Source organism: Pseudomonas sp. C2.3V, assembly GCF_058536325.1.
The window spans coordinates 1,266,438-1,285,735 of record NZ_JBZUBN010000001.1; the positions used below are offsets into that span (position 1 = coordinate 1,266,438).

Annotated in this window: 18 protein-coding genes; 4 read left to right on the forward strand and 14 right to left on the reverse strand. The window is 56.7% G+C overall.

Annotation, left to right across the window (positions count from 1 at the left end; translation table 11 throughout):
• Positions 1-89 precede the first annotated feature (89 nt).
• Positions 90-1,640 carry a nitric oxide reductase transcriptional regulator NorR gene (gene norR, locus AC4LF3_RS05955; protein ID WP_434135905.1) on the forward strand — a complete coding sequence of 517 codons (1,551 nt, stop codon included), beginning with the start codon at positions 90-92 and terminating at the stop codon, positions 1,638-1,640.
• Between the two features lie 97 nt (positions 1,641-1,737).
• Entirely contained in the window at positions 1,738-2,133 is a 396-nt protein-coding gene (locus AC4LF3_RS05960) for a hypothetical protein (protein ID WP_074827693.1), read from the forward strand.
• 47 nt (positions 2,134-2,180) lie between these two features.
• Here the strand turns inward: AC4LF3_RS05960 and AC4LF3_RS05965 are convergent, their stop codons facing one another.
• The 7 genes from AC4LF3_RS05965 to AC4LF3_RS05995 form a co-directional block, all read right to left on the reverse strand.
• On the reverse strand, positions 2,181-3,296 hold the full coding sequence (locus tag AC4LF3_RS05965; RefSeq protein WP_407363030.1) for a hybrid sensor histidine kinase/response regulator: 1,116 nt from the start codon (positions 3,294-3,296) through the stop codon (positions 2,181-2,183).
• On the reverse strand, positions 3,289-5,049 hold the full coding sequence (locus AC4LF3_RS05970) for an ATP-binding protein (RefSeq protein ID WP_491834941.1): 1,761 nt from the start codon (positions 5,047-5,049) through the stop codon (positions 3,289-3,291). Before AC4LF3_RS05970 ends, AC4LF3_RS05965 begins: the two co-directional genes overlap by 8 nt.
• Complete coding sequence (locus tag AC4LF3_RS05975) at positions 5,042-6,028, reverse strand: ATP-binding protein (protein ID WP_239382895.1); 987 nt, start codon at positions 6,026-6,028, stop codon at positions 5,042-5,044. Before AC4LF3_RS05975 ends, AC4LF3_RS05970 begins: the two co-directional genes overlap by 8 nt.
• Complete coding sequence (locus tag AC4LF3_RS05980) at positions 6,019-6,417, reverse strand: anti-sigma regulatory factor (RefSeq protein ID WP_010797537.1); 399 nt, start codon at positions 6,415-6,417, stop codon at positions 6,019-6,021. The genes AC4LF3_RS05975 and AC4LF3_RS05980 overlap by 10 nt, the downstream gene beginning before the upstream one ends.
• Positions 6,377-6,799: an STAS domain-containing protein gene (locus tag AC4LF3_RS05985; protein WP_010797538.1), complete on the reverse strand. Its 423-nt coding sequence runs from the start codon at positions 6,797-6,799 to the stop codon at positions 6,377-6,379. Before AC4LF3_RS05985 ends, AC4LF3_RS05980 begins: the two co-directional genes overlap by 41 nt.
• A gap of 9 nt (positions 6,800-6,808) precedes the next feature.
• Positions 6,809-7,648: an STAS domain-containing protein gene (locus AC4LF3_RS05990; RefSeq protein WP_491834942.1), complete on the reverse strand. Its 840-nt coding sequence runs from the start codon at positions 7,646-7,648 to the stop codon at positions 6,809-6,811.
• A 277-nt stretch (positions 7,649-7,925) separates the two neighbouring features.
• Complete coding sequence (locus tag AC4LF3_RS05995; RefSeq protein ID WP_010797540.1) at positions 7,926-9,215, reverse strand: MFS transporter; 1,290 nt, start codon at positions 9,213-9,215, stop codon at positions 7,926-7,928.
• Positions 9,216-9,828: 613 nt separating this feature from the next.
• Here AC4LF3_RS05995 and AC4LF3_RS06000 point away from each other — a divergent pair.
• A complete protein-coding gene (locus AC4LF3_RS06000) occupies positions 9,829-11,190 on the forward strand; it encodes an OprD family porin (RefSeq protein WP_010797541.1) in 1,362 nt (453 codons plus the stop codon).
• Between the two features lie 36 nt (positions 11,191-11,226).
• On the opposite strand, the gene AC4LF3_RS06005 is transcribed toward AC4LF3_RS06000, so the two are convergent.
• Positions 11,227-11,949 (reverse strand): SOS response-associated peptidase family protein, encoded by a 723-nt coding sequence (locus AC4LF3_RS06005; RefSeq protein WP_491836253.1) that lies wholly within the window; start codon positions 11,947-11,949, stop codon positions 11,227-11,229.
• 202 nt (positions 11,950-12,151) lie between these two features.
• On the opposite strand from AC4LF3_RS06005, the gene AC4LF3_RS06010 reads away from it, so the two are divergent.
• Entirely contained in the window at positions 12,152-14,377 is a 2,226-nt protein-coding gene (locus tag AC4LF3_RS06010; protein WP_434153711.1) for a hybrid sensor histidine kinase/response regulator, read from the forward strand.
• A 252-nt stretch (positions 14,378-14,629) separates the two neighbouring features.
• Here the strand turns inward: AC4LF3_RS06010 and AC4LF3_RS06015 are convergent, their stop codons facing one another.
• The 6 genes from AC4LF3_RS06015 to AC4LF3_RS06040 all read right to left on the reverse strand — a co-directional run bounded on the left by AC4LF3_RS06015 (position 14,630) and on the right by AC4LF3_RS06040 (position 18,500).
• A complete protein-coding gene (locus AC4LF3_RS06015; protein WP_010797544.1) occupies positions 14,630-14,926 on the reverse strand; it encodes a cyd operon YbgE family protein in 297 nt (98 codons plus the stop codon).
• Positions 14,923-15,033 (reverse strand): cytochrome bd-I oxidase subunit CydX, encoded by a 111-nt coding sequence (gene cydX, locus AC4LF3_RS06020; RefSeq protein WP_010797545.1) that lies wholly within the window; start codon positions 15,031-15,033, stop codon positions 14,923-14,925. The genes AC4LF3_RS06015 and cydX overlap by 4 nt, the downstream gene beginning before the upstream one ends.
• Before the next feature lie 95 nt (positions 15,034-15,128).
• Positions 15,129-16,271: a cytochrome d ubiquinol oxidase subunit II gene (gene cydB / locus AC4LF3_RS06025; protein ID WP_010797546.1), complete on the reverse strand. Its 1,143-nt coding sequence runs from the start codon at positions 16,269-16,271 to the stop codon at positions 15,129-15,131.
• 10 nt (positions 16,272-16,281) lie between these two features.
• Complete coding sequence (locus tag AC4LF3_RS06030) at positions 16,282-17,889, reverse strand: cytochrome ubiquinol oxidase subunit I (RefSeq protein WP_219652808.1); 1,608 nt, start codon at positions 17,887-17,889, stop codon at positions 16,282-16,284.
• Positions 17,886-18,089, reverse strand: coding sequence for a cytochrome oxidase putative small subunit CydP (gene cydP, locus AC4LF3_RS06035; RefSeq protein ID WP_010797548.1), 204 nt, complete (start codon positions 18,087-18,089; stop codon positions 17,886-17,888). Before cydP ends, AC4LF3_RS06030 begins: the two co-directional genes overlap by 4 nt.
• A gap of 117 nt (positions 18,090-18,206) precedes the next feature.
• Complete coding sequence (locus AC4LF3_RS06040; RefSeq protein ID WP_434135912.1) at positions 18,207-18,500, reverse strand: metal-sensing transcriptional repressor; 294 nt, start codon at positions 18,498-18,500, stop codon at positions 18,207-18,209.
• Positions 18,501-19,298 lie beyond the last annotated feature (798 nt).

Below are 19,298 nucleotides of genomic sequence, written 5' to 3' on the forward strand. Positions count from 1 at the left end.
CGAGGGCTTTTAAAATCAATAGGTTATCTAGATTCGAGTCATTTTGACTGATTAATGCGTTTGTCAAAATGACTCTATGAGAGGTCATAATGACCACGGCTCCGTTGTTGTCTGCACTGATTCCCTTGGTCGCCGACCTGTCCCGAGAGCTGCCGGAGCAAGAGCGCTATCGCAAATTATTGCTGGCACTTCGGGAGTTGCTGCCCTGCGATGCCGTTGCCTTGCTCAGGCTGGATGGCGATCAACTGATACCACTAGCCGTACAGGGGCTCAGCCCTGATACGTTAGGGCGACGCTTTCGCATCAGTGAGCACCCGCGGCTCAAGGTGCTGATCGAACATCGAGGGCCGACCCGCTTTGCAGCAGACTGCGACTTGCCCGATCCCTATGACGGTCTGGTTGAGGGCCATGAAGCTCTTGAGGTCCATGACTGCCTGGGCTGCCCGCTGTATGTGCAGGATCAGGTCTGGGGCTTGCTGACACTCGATGCCCTGGACGAAGCGCGTTTCGGCACTGTGGATCTGGACATGCTGCAAGCCTTTGCCAGTCTGGCTTCGGCTACCGTAACAGCAGCCGAGCGGATCAATGCTTTGACGCGACGCGTGGCCGATGAAAGCCAGTTGGCTGAACTCTACAAGCAGGCAGCAGGGCAGGTTCGAACCCGTGAGCTGATCGGGCAGAGTGCTGCACACAAGCAGCTCCTGCAGCAGATCGCTCTTGTAGGGGATAGCGACCTGACCGTATTGGTGACGGGAGAGACCGGTGTTGGCAAGGAGCTGGTGGCCGAAGCCATTCACGCGCAGTCTGCCCGTGCACGCCGGCCCTTGATCAGCATCAATTGTGCGGCGCTGCCGGAAACCCTGGTCGAAAGCGAGTTGTTCGGGCATGTGCGTGGCGCCTTTTCCGGAGCGATCAGCGAGCGCAGCGGCAAGTTCGATCTGGCCAATGGCGGGACGCTGTTTCTGGATGAAGTGGGTGAAATGCCTTTGGCGGCTCAAGCCAAATTGCTCCGGGTTCTACAGAGTGGTCAGCTACAGCGGGTAGGCTCGGATCGTGAGCATCATGTTGATGTTCGGATCATCACTGCCACCAACCGCGATCTGGCTGAAGAGGTAAAAGCCGGCCGCTTCAGGGCAGATCTCTACCATCGTTTGAGTGTGTACCCACTGAAGGTGCCCGCCTTGCGCGAGCGTGGACGTGATGTACTGCTGCTGGCCGGCTACTTTCTTGAGGAGAACAGGGCGCGATTAGGATTGCGTAGCCTGCGCCTGAGTCCTGAGGCGCAGAAGTCATTATTGACCTATGACTGGCCTGGGAATGTGCGCGAGCTGGAGCACCTGATCAGTCGCGCCGCACTCAAGGCGCTGTCGAGCCACGGCGAGCGTCCCCGTATCCTGAGTATCGACAGCCGCTCGCTGGATCTGCCCACTGCAACACCCATTGCAGACATAACGCCTGCTGTTGAAAGGCCCGACCTGCCTGTTAGTCTTCCCTTGCGCGAAGCGGTAGATACCTATCAGAAGCAATTGATTGAAGCATCGCTCGAGCGGCATCACCATCGGTGGGCGGATGTAGCTCGTGAACTGGCCGTTGACCGTGCCAACCTGAGCCGCCTGGCCAAGCGATTGGGGATCAAGTGATGTAGCTAACCTGATCCAGATCAGGTTTTGGGTTCAAGCGCCGCTGCACCATGGGTATCCGGAGAGGTCCAATAGTGCATCGAGCAGGAGAAAGGATATGACGCAGCGACTCGAATATCTCAGCCGCGAGCAGATAAAAGCTATCGCGGCATTGGCAACCTGTACCCAACTTACCCATGACGGGTTTGGTACCGGGCTGGGAGGGGGCTTGGGATTGGGAGGCGAATCCGCCACAGGCTCACTGATCGGTGAAACACTGGCCGAACAGCGCTTGCGGGAGGCGATATCCGGTCTGACCCACGAACAACTGGTTGAACTGCTGGCGCTGGTCTATGCCGGTCAGGACTGGAGTACCGCGCGGGCGCTGGAAGAATATGCAGCATCCAAGCAGTCGCTACAGGACCTGTGCTCGGAGTTTCTTATCGACAAATGCATCGAGCACAGTCCCTATCTGCATGAGCATCTTGAGCGAGCTTTGGACGTGATCGCCTGATGCTGCGGAGCCCTCCGGTGGGGCTCCTTGAGTGGGCAGGGCAGCAATCAGGTGGATGGCACCGTAGAGGGGAGGTGGACTTCCACCACGACGTGGTCGTCAATATTTTTGAATTCAGCATGGCCGCCAAAGCTTTCACACAGCGCCTTGACGATGGGAAGGCCCAGTCCCCAGCCGCGATCATCGCTGCGGGTGGAAATGAAATAAGGCGTTGCCAGGTTGACCAATACCTCGTCAGGCATCCGGCCCTGGTTGCGAACGCATAGGACAATGCGTTCGGCAGACATTTTCTGACTGACTTCAATTCGAGTGTCTGGAGCGCCATGCTTGGAAGCATTGATGACTAGATTATCGATGATTCGCAGGAAGGCGTGTTTGTCCCAATAGACGATTTGTTCGGGCGAATTGAGGGTTAGCGTAATTTCGTTCGTTATCTGAATACGCAGGTTGCTGACTGCCTCGCCAAGCAATGTACCCAGATTTAGCCTCTCGCCGTGTAGCTTAACGCCGCCACCCAGACTGGTATGGGAAATATCCAGTACGTTCGTGATCATCTGATTCATACGCTGCAGGTTTTCCTCGAGCAGCTTCAGCATGTCATCGGTGCGTCGGGCAGGCGTGCGACGCATGAGGCTGGCTACCATGGTCGCGGCAGTCAGCGGGGAGCGAAGGTCATGGTTCAGCGAACGCATGAAGCGCTCCAGCATGATCTTTTCAGCTTCCAGGTTTTCACTGCGGGCAATGGCGACGTTGCGCTGGTTTTCGATGCTCGCCAGACGAGTGCTCGATTTGAGCAAGGACGAAATGGTAGCCAGGACTTCGTCCCGGTTGATCGGGTGGGTCAGATAGGCCTGGGCGCCCTGGTTGAGCCCCATGGCCTTGTCCTTGCCGCTGACGAACGTGGCCGAGATGTTGATGATGGCCGGCATCTTGTCCTGGTCCAGCTTCTTTTCAATGGCCTGAATCAGTTCGAAGCCGCTCATGTCCGGCAGGTTGATATCAATGATCACCAGGCTGGTCTGATCGTTGATCAGCTCGAGGCCGGCACTGCCGCTTCCGGCCTCGAGAATATCGAAGTCAGGCTGGGACAGTAGAATCTTCCGCAGCACATAACGGTTCGCATCCGTATCATCAATGATGACGATGCGCTTACGGTCACTCATTTCTCAAGCTCCTGGACAAACTCTGTACCTGACAGAGCAACTGCTCAAGATACCCAGGTTGGGATTTTTGCAGAATGGCATGGCAATAGGGTCTGAGGCGGGCCAGCTCTTCATCGTTCAGAGCCTTGGCTGTGTTGACCAAGACGCGACGGTGCATGGACCAGTCCATGCTCTCCAGCAGCTCTTCACCGCTGATATCCGGCAGATCGAGGTCAAGGAAGATGATATCTGGTCGCACGGCATTGAGCTTGTCCATGCTGGCCTTGGCGCTATCAGCCTCAATCATGATCGGGGCGTAGCTTTCCAAGGCGCGGGTAACGATATAGCGATCGGCTTCGCTGTCGTCGATCAGCAGAATCGTCATGCCGGCGAGGGCGTTCTGCTCGAGCGTGGAGGCGTTTTCCTCCAGCGCTATCGGGATGCGCAGGTAAAATTTGCTGCCCACGCCTTCCTGGCTGGTCAGATCAATTTCGCCTTTGAGCAGGGTGGCCACCTTCTGCGCCAGGGACAAGCCCAGCCCCGTCCCTTCAATGTTCTTCCGGCCCGGTGATTTGATCCGGTAGAACTCGTCGAATACCTTTTTCTGGTTTTCTTCGGAAATGCCGATCCCGGTATCGGCCACCATGAATTCGATCTGCTGGTCGTCCGGACGGAAACAGCGAATCGTCACGCTACCCTTGGGCGTGTACTTGAAAGCATTGGAAATCAGGTTGCGCAGGATCTGGAACAGACGCTCCCGGTCCGTATTCAGAATGACGTCTTCCGGCAGGCGGTCGAGCCGGTAGCTGACATTCTCGTAGCGGAACGAAAGCGCGGCGGCAAAGGCTTCGATTCGCTCCAGAAGTTCATTCAGGCTGAACGGCTCAGCCATGACTTTCATTCGACCGGACTGCACTTCAGCCAGATCCAGTAGCTCATTGACCAGGGTTGAGAGTTCGGCTGCAGCATCACTGATGAATTTGACCTGACGGTACTGTTCTCCATTCAGTGGTCCGTCCTGACCGGAGATCAGGAGCTTCGAGATGTTCTCGATAATGTTGATCGGCGTCCGGAACTCATGGGTCATGTTGGAGAAGAAGCGACTCTTAGCTTCGCTGGCATCCTGCAGCTCCTGAGCGGTCTTTTCCAGCTCGGAGTACAGGGCCACAACCCCCTTGTTGGTTTCCTCCAGTTCCTTGTTGGTGTCCTCCAGTTCCTGCTGCTTGGCGCGCAGTTCCGAGGTGGTCACCAGCAGGTCTTCACTCTGGAGCTGCATTTCCTTGTAAGGGTCCAGCGCACTCTTGTCGGTGAGCTGATGCAGCAGCCGACTCAGCTCCGCCTCGCTGGGAAAGGGCTTGGGTACGGACAGGTATTTGGCGGCGCGGATTCGGGTACCGCTCGAAGAGGTGTCGATCTGGAAATCGTCCATCAGGCGCTGAGCGCCCCGCAGACCTACACCCATACCGGTCTGAGAGACGTAGCTGCCATTAAGGATATCGTCCAGATTCTGGATGCCTGCACCGTTGTCCTGCGCTTCAAATCGCAGGCCGTTCAGGCGCCCTTCGGCAGTGGTCATCATGTAAAAGCTGAATCGACCCTGCCTGGCGTACTGGTAGATATTGCGTGCCAACTCAGAAACCGTGGTGGCAACGCGGATCTGGTCAAGCCTGGGTAGCCCAATCCAATCGGCAAGCTGCTTGGCACGTTGGCGACACCAGACGATGTCCTGTTCGCTTTCGATGCGCAGGCTAGAAATCAGGCGGTCATTAGACATGACGTACTACCAGCGCCGTGGCGTCATCCGTTGAACGCTTGAAATCACGATGAATCAGGGCGGCGATAATGGCGGGATGCTTGCCTAGCAGGCCGGTATACCCTGCAAGGTTGACCCGGGAATTGATACCATCCGAATTCATGACCAGCACGGTAGATTCATCCCAGGGATAGGAAAAGGATTGTACGCGGCCTATCTTGTAGCCAACAGTACCGTTGGCCGAGACCATGCTTCGCGGCCGATCTGCCATCAGGGTGCCGGCAATGTTGCCAACACCACAGAAATTGACGGTGCCTTGTTCCGGTAGAATTTCAGCAAAGGCCAGGGCTGCACCACGTGTACTTGTCAGGGCACGGTGCATGCGCTCCATCAGCTCGGTCAGGGGAAGGCCGGTGGGGTGGTTGAGAAATATATCCCGAGCCTTGGCACTGGCTTCTCTGGCCTGTGTGCCATGCCCAAGCCCGTCACACACCATAATCCGGTTGTTCAGCACGGCCCAGCTGTCGCCACAAACTTCCTCCCGCGGATGCGGGGTGCACAACACACCGTCTTCAAACCGCTTGCCTGGAGGCGAGGGCACCAGTTGCGTTCGGGAAAATACAATAGTGCCCTTGCCCGGCTGCGAGTAGATATCGAAGCGATCAGACATACGCCGGATCGCCCCCAGTCCGGCCCCCATCGTACCCTTGGTGGAATAGTTGTCGCTCAGGCACTGCGCCACGTTGACCATGCCTGGACCGCTATCCACCGCGATCAGGTCCAGCTCATGGTTATTATGGCTCAGGTACAACTCGCCTTCGCCGGCATGGTTGACCAGATTGCGTGCCAGCTCCTGGACAACAAGGGTCAGCTTGCCCAGCACTTCTTCGTCATCGGTCAGTTCGCGGGCATGGCGGATGACCGCCCGGCGCGCAGCATCCACGTGGGCGACATCGGAAACCGAGAATGTCTGGCTGCAATACAATGGGGTCAACGCCACTTCCACAACTCCACACGTGTACCCTGGCCGGGTGCACTTTCGATTGCGAATTCATCCACCAGCCGCTTGGCACCGCTCAGGCCCAGGCCCAGCCCATTGCCTGAGGTATAGCCGTCCACCATGGCCTTGCTGATGTCATCGATTCCCTTACCCTGGTCGGTGATGACCAGGTGAACGGCGCTGCGGCCGTTACGCATCGTATCCTCGATCACGCATTCGCCACCGCCGCCGTAAATCAGAGCATTACGGGCAATCTCGCTTGCGGCCGTAACGATCTTGGTCTGTGAGACAAGCCCCAGCTTGGCTGTCTCGGCAGATTGGCGTACACGCTGCCGGATGAGGACGATGTCAGTCTCCTGCTTCAGCGGAAGTATGTCTTTCTTCGCCACGCTCTAGCTCCAGGAGTTCATCATCCGCGACCATCTGTTCCAGACGGGCCATCCCTTTTTCTACATTCAGTGCCGTGGCAATGCCGTCGAGTGATAGGCCTAATTCGACGAGCGTGATTGCGACGGCAGGTTGCATGCCCACGACGATGACCTTGGCGTCAAGGATGCGAGAGACATTGGCAATGTGGGACAGCATGCGGCCAATGAACGAATCGACGATCTCCAGGGAAGAGATATCGATCAGCACGCCCTTGGCTCGGTGCTTGACGATTTGATTGGTCAAATCTTCCTGCAGGTCCAAGGCCAGTTGGTCGTGCATGTCGACCTGGATGGACAAGAGCAGGTATTTGCCCATTTTGAGAATAGGGATCTTGTCTACCATGGCGGCTCCTTAGCGTGCCGTAGCAGAAACGAGACGAACGTTGAGCTCTTTTAGAGCCATCTGGAATGCATCGGCCAGCGAGGCTTTGGTCACGACATCACCCAGCTCTACGCCCAGATGGACGATGGTGGCGGCGATTTGCGGGCGAATACCGCTGATGATGCATTTGGCGCCCATCAGCTTGGCGGCGGTCACTGTCTTGAGCAAATGCTGGGCGACCATGGTGTCTACGGTAGGCACGCCGGTAATATCGATAATGGCAAGGTCGGACTCGGTCTGGACGATCTTTTCCAGCAGGGCTTCCATCACGATCTGGGTACGGTTGCTGTCGAGCGAGCCGATTAGGGGAATGGCCAGGATGCCTTTCCAGAGTTCAACGACCGGAGTCGACAGCTCCAGCATACTCTCCTGCTGCTCGCGAATGATGACCTCACGGCTTTCCATATGGCTTTCAACACAGTACAGGCCGAGCTTGTCCAGTAACTTGCTGGCAATCCATATCACTTCTACGGGATTGGCGCACTGCGCCTGAATCCGTGCAAAAAGGGGCTCCTTCAATGAAAAAACGAAGGTTGCCGTCTCCGAAGGCGTGAACCCCTGTCGGCTCTGGCTGCGAGACAGACGATCCAGCATGGCCTTAACCGGGCTCCACTGGTCATGATGAAGATCATCCAGGCCTTCGGCAGCCGCAACGGTCAATAGTTTGAGCATTTCTTTAGAATTGCTCTTGACCGTTTCTTCATCAATCAGATCGGTACGAATACCTGCTGAGCGTTGCGCAGTGATCCATTCCTCTAACAACTCGCGTTCATGCTGTTGTAAAAGCTCGGCAATAACAGATGCAGGCATTGCTTATCCTCGTAAGAAGAGCGAGGTCGCCAGACGCGTACCTCATGGACATCAGATTCAACCTGAGTGTCCATCATGCAGTATTTTGCGGGCTGGCATGATGGAATCGTGGCGTCGGGTCATTGATGCTGAATAATCAGCCTTTTAATGTGGCCTTCGACCCGCGATTCAAGGGATGGTGCACACACTGAATCAAAGAATTTCAGTGGCAGACAAGCGCAGGGTAGCGCGTGCAGGGCATGAAGCGGTATGGCGTTTCATGCCCTGCCAGGGAGGGTTACTGCGAGCTCAGTGCCTGCTGACCCGCGCCCTGCAGATCCTTGCGGCGGAACAGAACCAGCGTAGCCGTCAGGCCAAGTACGGCCGCCAACGTCAGCCAGATGCCCGGTGCGGCACGGTTATCCAGCGTATGGATCAGCCAGGTACAGATGACCGGGGTGAAGCCGCCAAAGGTCGCCGTGGCCAGACTGTAGGCCAACGAAAAGCCTGTAGTCCGTACGTCAGCCGGCATGACCTCAGCCAGGGCCACGACCATCGCGCCGTTATAGCTGCCATACAGGAAGGACAGCCACAGTTCGACTAGCAGCAGACGGGTGAACGAGGGTTCGTTCGTTAACCAGATCAGCGCGGGGTAGGCGGTAAAGATAGCCAGAACCGTTGCTGCGATCAGCAAGGGGCGACGTCCGATCCGGTCCGATAGCGAACCCATCACAGGCAACCAGATGAAGTTCGAAACTCCTACGCACATGGTGACCAGCAAACTGTCGATGTCGCTCAGGTGCAGTTCGGTCTTGCCAAAGGTCGGGGTATAGGCGGTGATCAGGTAGAAGGACGCTGTGGTCATCGAGACCATGGCCATCCCGGCGATGATCAGGCCGAAGTTGCTGCCAATGGAGCGGATTACCTCACCCAGAGTTGGACGGTGGTGACGCGCCTGGAACTCGGGCGACTCCTCCAGCGAACGGCGAATGATGAACAGCACGGGTACGATCAGGCAGCCAATCAGGAAGGGAATACGCCAGCCCCAGTCACCCATGTCTTCTGGAGACAGCAGACGATTGAGCATGACGCCCAGCAGGCCGGCAAAGACCACTGCTACCTGTTGGCTGGCTGACTGCCAGCTGACAAAGAAGCCGCGGCGGCCGGGCGTTGCAATCTCGGCCAGATAAACGGATACACCACCCAGTTCGACACCCGCCGAGAAACCCTGCAGAAGACGGCCCAGCAATACCAGGATGGGCGCAAGCACGCCCAGCGTGGCATAGCCGGGCACCAGTGCAATCAGCAAGGTTCCGGTGGCCATCAGGGCCAATGTGATGACTAATCCCTTGCGACGGCCATGACGGTCGATATAGGCCCCTAGAAAGATGGCGCCTAGAGGACGCATCAGAAAGCCCGCTCCGAAGGTTGCCAGGGACAGCATGAGCGAAGCAAGGGGGTTGTCGCCGGGGAAGAAGGTTTTGGCAATGGCGGTGGCATAGAAGCCATACACCATGAAATCGTACATTTCCAGGAAGTTGCCGCTGACAACCCGGAAGATGGCTTTGCCCTTGGAGTTGTTCGCCATGGGTACACACTCGATGTTGGAATAATCGGCCCTGACGTATCTGGTTACAAATATCAGGCTCTTTTGAGTCACGCACTTGTAACCATATGTGTAATTGCTACCTTACGGCAAGGCTTGTCAGCATGCGCATTTCCAGTTATGGGTGTCTGGCATCACTATTTTGGAAAAGCAAGAGAGGCAGGCTCTGGCTCGAGACGCCAGACAGACGTGGGTCCACCTTTCAGCACGCCTTGGCGCTTACAAAATTGCTTGGCCGACAGCTGGTTTGTGCTCCATCAGTTTCGCTTTTGCAAAATGTGACCGTTTGGGCGTAGTGAGGAGGATTCAACCCGTTCATTCAGCGGGTTCGGCTTTAACTGTCCCGTTTATCTCTGTTAAGACAGCACATCTCGGCCGGCACCGGTGTGCCTATAAGGTTAGTTTGCTAAGCAATTTAATGGCACACTGAGCGGGCAGCGCGTCGTCTGCACTGGGCTTTTGGCTGAATTGCCGAGCCGTGGAAAGCGATGCGTACCATAAAGACAAACGACAAATGAATTGAATCTCGACTGCCAATGAGATCTTGCACCTCTCGATTTTTACGGTGCACCATTTTTAAGGAGAGCCACCCCTGATGAAGACCTTCAGACTGAGCACGCTAACCCTCTCGTTAATGGCTTGCAGCAGTACAATGGCCTTCGCCGGTCAAGCGGATTCCAATGGATTTATTGAAGACAGCCATCTTCAGCTCCTGAATCGCAGCATGTACTTCAATCGCCAGGTCAAAGGCGATGGCCACCACGAAAACGCGCATAACCAGCGTGATCCTCGCGATTGGTCCTATGGTCTTCTCGCCAATTATGAATCGGGGTTCACCCAGGGAACGGTAGGCTTCGGAGTAGATGCCTTCGGGTATCTTGCGCTTAAACTCGACGGCGGTAATGGCCATGCTGGCAGCGGCAATGTCCAGGTCAACTCGAGCGGCGAAACGCAGGATGAATATTCAAAGGCTGGCGGCGCGGTAAAGCTACGAATTTCCAACACTATTCTGAAGTATGGCGAAATGCAGCCGACGGCCCCGGTGTTTGCGGCAGGTGGCAGCCGACTATTGCCGCAGACTGCACGTGGTCTGAACATCATTAGCAAGGAAATCGATGGTCTGACCCTGGACCTGGGGCATTTCACGGCGGGTACCGAACCAACCTCTACCAGCACCGATGGCGGATTGTGGGCGACCTATGCCGGCGTCGAAACCCGCAAGGTCGACTACCTAGGCGGCGCCTATCAGGTTAATGACAACCTCAGTGTCTCGCTGTATGGCTCGGAATTCCAGGACCTGTGGCGTCAATACTACGGTAACGTCAACTATGCGCTGCCCCTGCAGGATGATCAGTCGCTAACCTTCGACTTCAACATCTACCGTACCAATGATGAGGGGCGCGCCGAGGCGGGCTCCATCAGTAACACGGCCTGGTCTCTGGCAGCGGCCTATAACCTAGGCGCGCATACCTTTACGCTGGCGCACCAGCGCATTCACGGCGATACGCCCTTTGATTATGTAGGCTTCGGCAACAATGGCGCAGGCGGCGGCGGTGACTCGATCTTCCTGGCTAACTCGATCCAGTGGTCTGACTTCAACGCACCGAATGAAAAGTCCTGGCAGGCGCGTTACGACCTGGACATGACGTCCTATGGCGTGCCAGGTCTGAGCTTCATGGCCCGCTACATCTATGGCTATGACATCGACGGTACTCATGCGGACGCTGGCGGTGCCTACGTATCCCGAGACGAGGCGGGTGCGGTAACAGGTTATGCCTACGATCATAATGACAAAGAGCGTGAAACCAACCTGGAGGCCAAGTATGTCGTTCAGGAGGGGCCGGCAAAGGATCTGTCCCTGCGCGTTCGTCAGGCATGGCACCGTGGCGCTGCCTCGACGGGCGGGTCGGTCAACGAGTTCCGCTTGATCGCGGATTACCCACTCGATATCTTCTGAATACGAAAGCCCGGCGCTGTCGGGCTTCTGATTGGCTCACACCAACGGTTTGGGTTCTCGCTCAAGCAGGGCAGGGCTGTCGTTACGAACACTGCCGACAGCCTTGTTCACCGGATACCATTCGAACTGATCGACAGAAATCGCGCCGTCCTGGGCGATTTCCTCGGCGCGCTCGGGTGAGAGGTCTGGCTCTATCCATTCCCGGGCCGCTTCGGGCGTCAATACCAGCGGACGTCGGTCATGAATGTCGATCATGCCTTCATCGGCAGCCGCCGTGATGATGACGAAGCCATCATCTTCATGTTCGTGTTGGTCGGTCCGATGAAACTGTCCAATGGCGGCAAAGAACATCGGCTCGTCTGACTTCAGCTTGATGAAGTAAGGCTGCTTGCGTTTGGGGTCATCGGCATCCTTTTTCCATTCATACCAGCCATCAGCTGCTACCAGTGATTTTCCATGCTTCCACAGGCTGCGAAACATTTTACTGGTGGCCGCTGTTTCTACACGGGCATTGATGACAGGAGGCCGCTTGGGCTTGTGTGACTCGGGATCACGCGCCCAAAAGGGTGCATATCCCCACGGCACTGGATCGAAGCGGATGCCTTCGGTCTCTTCATGCAGCAATTGCACCCGGGTGCCAGGTGCCACGTTGTAACGGCCAATGGGCATGGGGTCGAGTCCGCCTGCAAATTCGACCGATGTCTTGAGCGCCTCGATATAGTCTATGGCGGTCCGGTATTGCGCAAATCGTCCACACATGAAGAGATGCCTGGCTGCTGGTACTGTCCAGTCGACAACACCGCCTGGCATAAGAGTTCATTTTTAAGAAAGGCGCAGCAGGGCGGCGGGCGGTGCGTCTTGATACAGAAGGCGCTAGAAGGCCCTTGGCTAGTAATAGTCAAAGTCCCTAAAGGGGCCTAGAATTTCAAGCATATTCACCTTTGAATAAGGTCGCAGCAGTATGTCGATCCGCGCCAAGCTTATTACGCTGGTAATAGCCATCTTGGCTCCGACACTGTTGGCTTCTACATTCGCCATCTACTACGTCTATCAGGATCAGCGAAGCAAGGTGGAAGAGAGCATGCGGGCCACCACCCGGGCGCTTTCGCTGGCCGTTGACCGTGATCTGCTCAGGCGTGATGCCATTATCTCGACTCTGGCCATTTCGCCTTCCCTTGAGCGCAACGACCTTGAGGCCTTCTACAAGCATGCGCGACGGATTACCCAGACCTGGGAAAACTCCATCATCCTGTTCGACCTGGACGGGCAACAGCTAATCAATACCCGTAGACCTTTTGGTGCAGACCTTCCCCATAGCATTAACGCTGAAATCAATGCCACCGACTTCAACAAGCCGTTACTGGTGAGTGGACTGTATGTCGCGCCTGTGGGGAAAGAGTACAGCTTTGCGGTCCGGCGGCCTGTTTTTCGTGATGGGCAGGTCACCTACTTTATTGCAATGGGCTCGTTTGCCTCGCAGATGGATACGGTGCTTAAAGAGCAGCAGCTGCCCCAGACTTGGCTGGGTGTCATCATGGATTCCAAGGCGCAAGTCGTAACCAGAAGTAGCCGTCCGCAGGACTTTGTAGGAAGACAGGCTTCAGGCCCCTTAATGGATCGGCTGATGGTCGATAGTGAAGGGTTTCTCGATTCGGTCTCGCTGGAAGGCATGCCCATGCGCTCCTTCTTCAGCAAGGCACCCTTGTCGGGGTGGTCAGTGGTTATTGGCCTCCCACGCGCGGAAATTCAGCGTACGGCTATTCATGCCTCGATTGCCGTCATCGTAGGATCACTGATTCTGTTGGGGTGCGCCATTCTTCTAGCCTTCTGGATGGGGCGCAGAATCGCGCAGCCGCTTCGTCTGCTGGATCAAACGGCCCAGGCGCTGGGCCGAGGCGAGGCGATCAAGCCCATTGCAACAGGCATGGTTGAAACGGACCGCACTGCTAGCGTACTGGCAAAGGCCAGCGAGGAAATACAGAGCGCCAACGCCAAGATGAACCAGCGGGTGGATGAGGCGGTTGCTCAGGCCGAGCGCTCGCAGAAGGCGTTGCTGCAAGGGCAGAAACTGGAATCTCTGGGGCGCCTCACCGGCGGTATTGCTCACGACTTCAATAACCTGCTGCAAACGCTAACCATGGGGTTGGCGCTGGCTGAGAAGTCAGCCACGACACCCCGCGCCCAAAAAGCGATCGAAGCCTGCAGCCGGTCTGTTGAGCGGGGCACCAAGTTGACTCGCCAGCTCATGGCGTTCAGTCGCAGCCGGGTTGATGAGGCTCGTACAGTGGACCTGCGTACGGTCCTGATGGGTATGGGCGATCTGCTGGACGGCGCCTTACCCAGCCGTATAAGGCTCACGCTGGAAATACCGGACCAGTCCTGGTCGGTATTCCTCGATCCGCTTCAATGCGAGCTGGCCGTCTTGAACATGGTATTCAACTCCCGCGATGCCATGCCTGATGGCGGCGAAATCACCGTCTCGCTGGTGCGTAAGGTAATCCAGACCGGTGAAGTAGAGGGATTGGCAGGGGGAGAATACGTGGCGTTGTGCGTGAAGGACAATGGCCATGGCATGAGTGAAGATGTGCAGGCCAGGGCCATGGAGCCGTTCTTCACGACCAAGGAGGTGGGGCAAGGCACCGGGCTTGGGCTTGCCCAGGTCTATGGGTTTGCCAGGCAAGCGCGGGGGACGGTGCTGATCGAAAGCGCTGTAGGCGTAGGCACGACCCTTACAATCATGCTGCCCCTGGGGGAGGCCGTATTGATCGAGCACCAGGAGGCCGCTTCCGACAGCGCGTTGCCTGTTGCGTCTGCCCGGGTGTTGCTGGTGGATGATGACGAGCAGGTGAGGGAAGTGGTCGGACCGATGCTGGAAGAGTTGGGGTTTGAGGTAACCACAGCCGCCAATGCCGACGAGGCCTTGCAGCGGTACGAAACGATGCTGTCCGGCTCGCCCAGCGTACGACCCAACATCATCTTTTCCGACATCATTATGCCTGGCCGTCTGGACGGCGTCGGACTGGCGTTGGCGCTACGCGAGCGCGATCCAGGTCTGCCGATTGTATTGGCCACCGGTTATACCGAGCACGCGGTAAAGGATTATGGCTTCAAGGTCCTTTCCAAACCCTACGATTTGAAGACCCTGGCGCAAACCCTGAGAGATGAACTTGACCGCTCTGCCGCCTGAAGAGGCATTAAGCATTACCCGTCCAGGACAGCTGTTGGGTATCGCTGGGCTGTACCCAACCTGCTGAGCGGAGTGTAATGGAGAGAGCAATTAGGATGGGTTGAGCAATGCGATACCCAACTGGAGCGCAAGAACCGAATCAGTAAGGTATCCAGCAGAGCGGTTGGAGATTGCATCACGGCATCCAACCGACTCGCTTATGACCACCTGACCAAAGGATGCCAGCCCTCAATCAGGCTGGCAGCTCATACGTCAACCCATTCGGGCCTGTATCAGCAGGGCGTAGCCCAGCGCCATCAGCGTCCAGGCTAACAACGGGCCAAAGGCCCACTTCCAGACTTTCGCCCGAGGGTCGAACCCTACGCCGTGCACAAAGCCGCCCGCCACGCCCCACATCACCAGCATAAGCATGCTATGGCTGTAGTGGCCTTCGGCATTCAGAAACGCAGTGGGATAGATGAGCAGCAACAGGCACAGTGGCGAGGCGAGGAGCAGGGAGAGTACCCTGAACCCTCCTCGCAGCAGCACCGGGCGGGCGTGGGTGATCACGGCTGGATCTCCTCGTCGAGATTTTCAGTCGCTTCGAGCCACAATGCATTCATGATGCCGAAGCCGCACGCCAGAGCGATACCGAGAACCCAGGTGAAATACCACATGATGATGACTCCTGAAGATATTTAGGGCCTGTCCGGCCGATCCCTGGGACTGTTTTGAGCCTCCGCAGGGTCGGCCGAATGAGCAGACGAATGAATCAATAAAGGCCGTGGGGGTTGTCGTTGATATGCGCGGTAGTCACCTTGCCCCACATCTTCACATAACCCCACAGGGTATAGGTCAGGATGATCGGGACGAAGATGCAGGCTGCTACCAGCATGATCCCCAGAGTCTTGTGACTGGAGACGGCGTCCCACATGGTCAGGCTCGCCGCGGGATCAAAGCTCGACGGCATGATGAAGGGGAACAGTGCAAAGCCTGCGGTGCACAACGTACCCACAATGGCCAGGCTGGAGCCGAGGAAGGCTACCCAACTGCGGCCGGAAGTCGAGGAGAGCAGGGCCATCAGCCCACCCACGATACCGATGACCGGGGCCAGCTTGGTCATCGGATATTGAGCGTAATTGGTCATCCAGCCGACGTTGGTCTGGGCGACTTCCTTGGCTAGCGGATTCAGCGCGGCGTTGGCGTCAAAGCTGGACAGCAGAGCGAAACCGTTGATGCCACCCATCCACAGCCAGACACCCGCCCCAATAAAGGTAGCAAGGAACGCCAGCGCCAGAATCTGCGAGGCGCGGCGGGCGCGTTGGCTGATAGCACCTTCGGTGCGCATCATCAGCCAGGTACCGCCATGCAGGGCCAGCATGGTAAAGCTGACGATACCGGCCAGCAGGCCGAAGGGGTTCAGCAGTTGCCAGAAGCTACCGTGATAAGAGGCACGCAACGTGTTATCCAGTTCCAGCGGTACGCCTTGCAGAAGGTTGCCAAAGGCCACACCAAACACGACCGAGGGCACGACTGCACCGGCGAACAGCCCCCAATCCCAGGCCTGACGCCATTGGGTATTTTCCAGCTTGCTGCGGTAGTCGAATCCCACCGGGCGTACAAAAAGTGCAAACAGCACTACCAGCATGGCCCAGTAGAAACCTGAAAACGCGGCGGCATAGACCATCGGCCAGGCGGCGAACATCGCACCGCCTGCTGTGATCAGCCACACCTGGTTGCCGTCCCAGTGGGGCGCAATGGTGTTGATCACCACGCGCCGCTCGTTGTCCGTACGGCCAACGATGGGCATCAGAATCGCCGCACCCAGGTCGAAGCCATCGGTCAGGGCAAAGCCAATGAGCAATACCCCCACCAGTACCCACCAGATCAGTTTAAGACTCTCGTAATCAAACATAAGGGTGTTCTCAGGCAATGATGGTTGGAGTCGCAGCCGCTTCCGGCGCCTGCGGCAGTTCGGTCTTTGCGCCTTTCTCAAAATGGTAGCGACCGGTGTGCAGGCTGGACGGACCGAGGCGAGCGAAGCGGATCATCAGGTACATTTCGATCACCAGCAGGCCGCTGTAGAAGACGATCAAGGCGATCAGCGAGCCCCAGACATCACCTGTAGAGACGCTGGAAGCCGACAGGTGAGTAGGAAGCAGCTCGCCAATGGACCAGGGCTGACGACCGTTCTCGGCGACAAACCAGCCCGTCTGGCCGGCAATCCAGGGCAGCGGTAGGCTGAACAGGGCAAACTTGAGCAGCCAAGTCTTGGTGGCCTCGTTGCGGCGTGCCACGGCGTAGAAGGCGCAGGCGAACAGGATCAGCATCAGGAAACCCGAGGCGACCATGATGCGGAAGCTCCAGAAGATGCCAGATACGTGCGGGATGGTGCTCTTGGCCGCTTCCTTGATCTGGGCATCGGTAGCCGATACCACATCAGGGGTGTATTTCTTCAGCAGCAGGCCGTAACCCAGGTCTTTTTTCACATCGTTGAAGGCAGCGATGTTTTCAGGGGTCTTCTCACCGCCACGCAGTTTTTCCAGCAGACTATAGGCCACCATCCCGTTACGGATGCGGTCTTCATGCTGGTCGATCAGCTCATGAATACCGGTTACCTGCTTGTCCAGCGAGCGGGTGGCGATAATGCCCATGACATAGGGAATCTTCACCGCATAGTCGGTGCGCATGGTTTCCTGATTCGGGAAGCCGAACAGGGTGAAGGAGGCCGGAGCTTCTTCGGTATGCCATTCGGCTTCGATGGCGGCCAGCTTGGCTTTCTGCACGTCACCCACTTCGTAGCCGGACTCGTCACCCAGCACGATCACAGACAGCACCGAGGCCAGGCCGAAGGCAGAGGCGATTGCAAAGGAGCGGCGGGCAAAGCCTACGTCACGCTTCTTCAGCAGGTAGTAACTGGAGATGGCCAGCACGAATACCGAGCCGGTTACATAGCCTGCCGCCACGGTATGCACGAACTTGACCTGCGCGACCGGGTTCAGCAGCAGGGCGCCAAAGTCGGTCAGCTCCATGCGCATGGTCTCGAAATTGAACTCGGCACCCACCGGGTTCTGCATCCAGCCGTTGGCGATTAGAATCCATAAGGCCGAGAGGTTGGAGCCCAAGGCTACCAGCCAGGTTACCGCCAGGTGCTGTTTCCTGGACAACCGCTCCCAACCAAAGAAGAACAGGCCGATAAAGGTCGATTCGAGGAAGAATGCCATAAGGCCTTCGATCGCCAGCGGTGCACCGAAGATATCGCCCACATAGTGGGAGTAGTACGCCCAGTTGGTGCCGAACTGAAATTCCATCGTCAGGCCGGTAGTGACCCCCAGGGCGAAATTGATCCCGAAGAGCTTGCCCCAGAACTTGGTCATATCCTTGTAGACCTGCTGGCCGGTCATGACGTAAACCGTTTCCATGATGGCCAGCAAGAAGGCCATGCCCAGCGTCAGGGGAATGAAGATAAAGTGATACATCGCCGTCATGGCAAACTGCAGACGCGACAGGTCGACGACTTGTTCCGAGATCATCTCGGTGTCTCCTCAATTTTAAGCGAAGCGGGAGTGGCACCCAAAAGGCGTTGGCTCATTTCCACGGTGCCGTCCTTGGGAACGGTGGGCGCGTCGAACCAGAGGGCCTTGATGCCCATGAGCAGGGTCAGCTTGATCAGGAGAATCACGGCGATCTCCTTGGCCAAGCGGTGTTTAAGAAAGCTGAAGGGCGAGTTCATAGTCGATACTCCGTGGAGTATCGGCATTAGAGACGATGGCAGGGTGCTATCTATTGATCTGGCGCAATGAAATCAGAGTAGAAGCATCCCTCAAGGGATGGCAGTTTGCCGCAGGGGTCAGGTGTAGCGGATGAAAACCTCGCGAACCTTGGCCAGCGCCTCGGCACTGTCCTGATCGGGATCGCTCATGGCTTCTTCAATCAATGCTGTCAGCATCAGGCGATACGCTTTTTCCAACGCACTGCGTGAGGCAGAAAACTGCTGGGCCACCGACTCGAAGCGCTCTCCGCGTCGGATCATGGCCTGAAGGCCCCGAATCTGGCCTTCGATACGGGCCAGCCGCTTGAGCATCACCTGCTGCGCTGTGGGGTGGTCGAGTAGATCATCATTCGCGGAAAGATTCGATTTCATGAAGCGCTCAGTAAATATAACGAGGCCACGCTCTTTGAAAGCTGTTATGCCATAGGGCGAGGCGGAAAAACGTAATCAAGATCATGGCTACTGCTTAAAGACACGTCTTATCCATTAATAAAGGAGGCGCCAAAGCGGCTGATAAGCAGCAGGGCTTGCGAGTTACCTCCAGATGGAAGGGCCCCAGGCCCATCAGAGCTGACGTTACGATGGCTGGAGCCTAGCAAGGGTATGTCCGATGTAGCCTAGCAGGTGATGCCGGTGGCCCTTGCCTAGGCAGCGGACTAATTCGCTCTCGATTGACTTGAATCAATCGAGGTGACGGGCTGTGCTCTTCATGAAGCGGTGAGGTGTGTTTACTGCGGTTTACAGGGTATCCGTACCAAGGTGGCCTGAGTGACATCAATCGGGTCGCGGCACATGAGCACAGCGGTTTACTCAAGGCAGAAGAGACTCGCTGCGCTGCACGCTTTGCAACACAGGGCCACTAACCTTTCCGTGTTTATCCTTCTGTCGAATCAGGCCGCTGGTAGACCTCTGAGTGCTGCCGATTTGATATTGAAGGCAACAGTTCATGAACGGCATTGATTGAACTTGTTAGTAAGTTTTCATTATAAATCAATCAATTAAATTGTTTTCTTAATGGGGATTCAATTTAACGCTAAGGTTCTCAGCGAGACGGCCGTTACAGTAAAGACGATTACAGATTATTGGCGTCAAGGTGTATGCTCCGCACGCATGCTTGATATCGAATGGCCATCGCTCTGTGTGATGAAGCAGCTGTTGGCTATGCAAGGT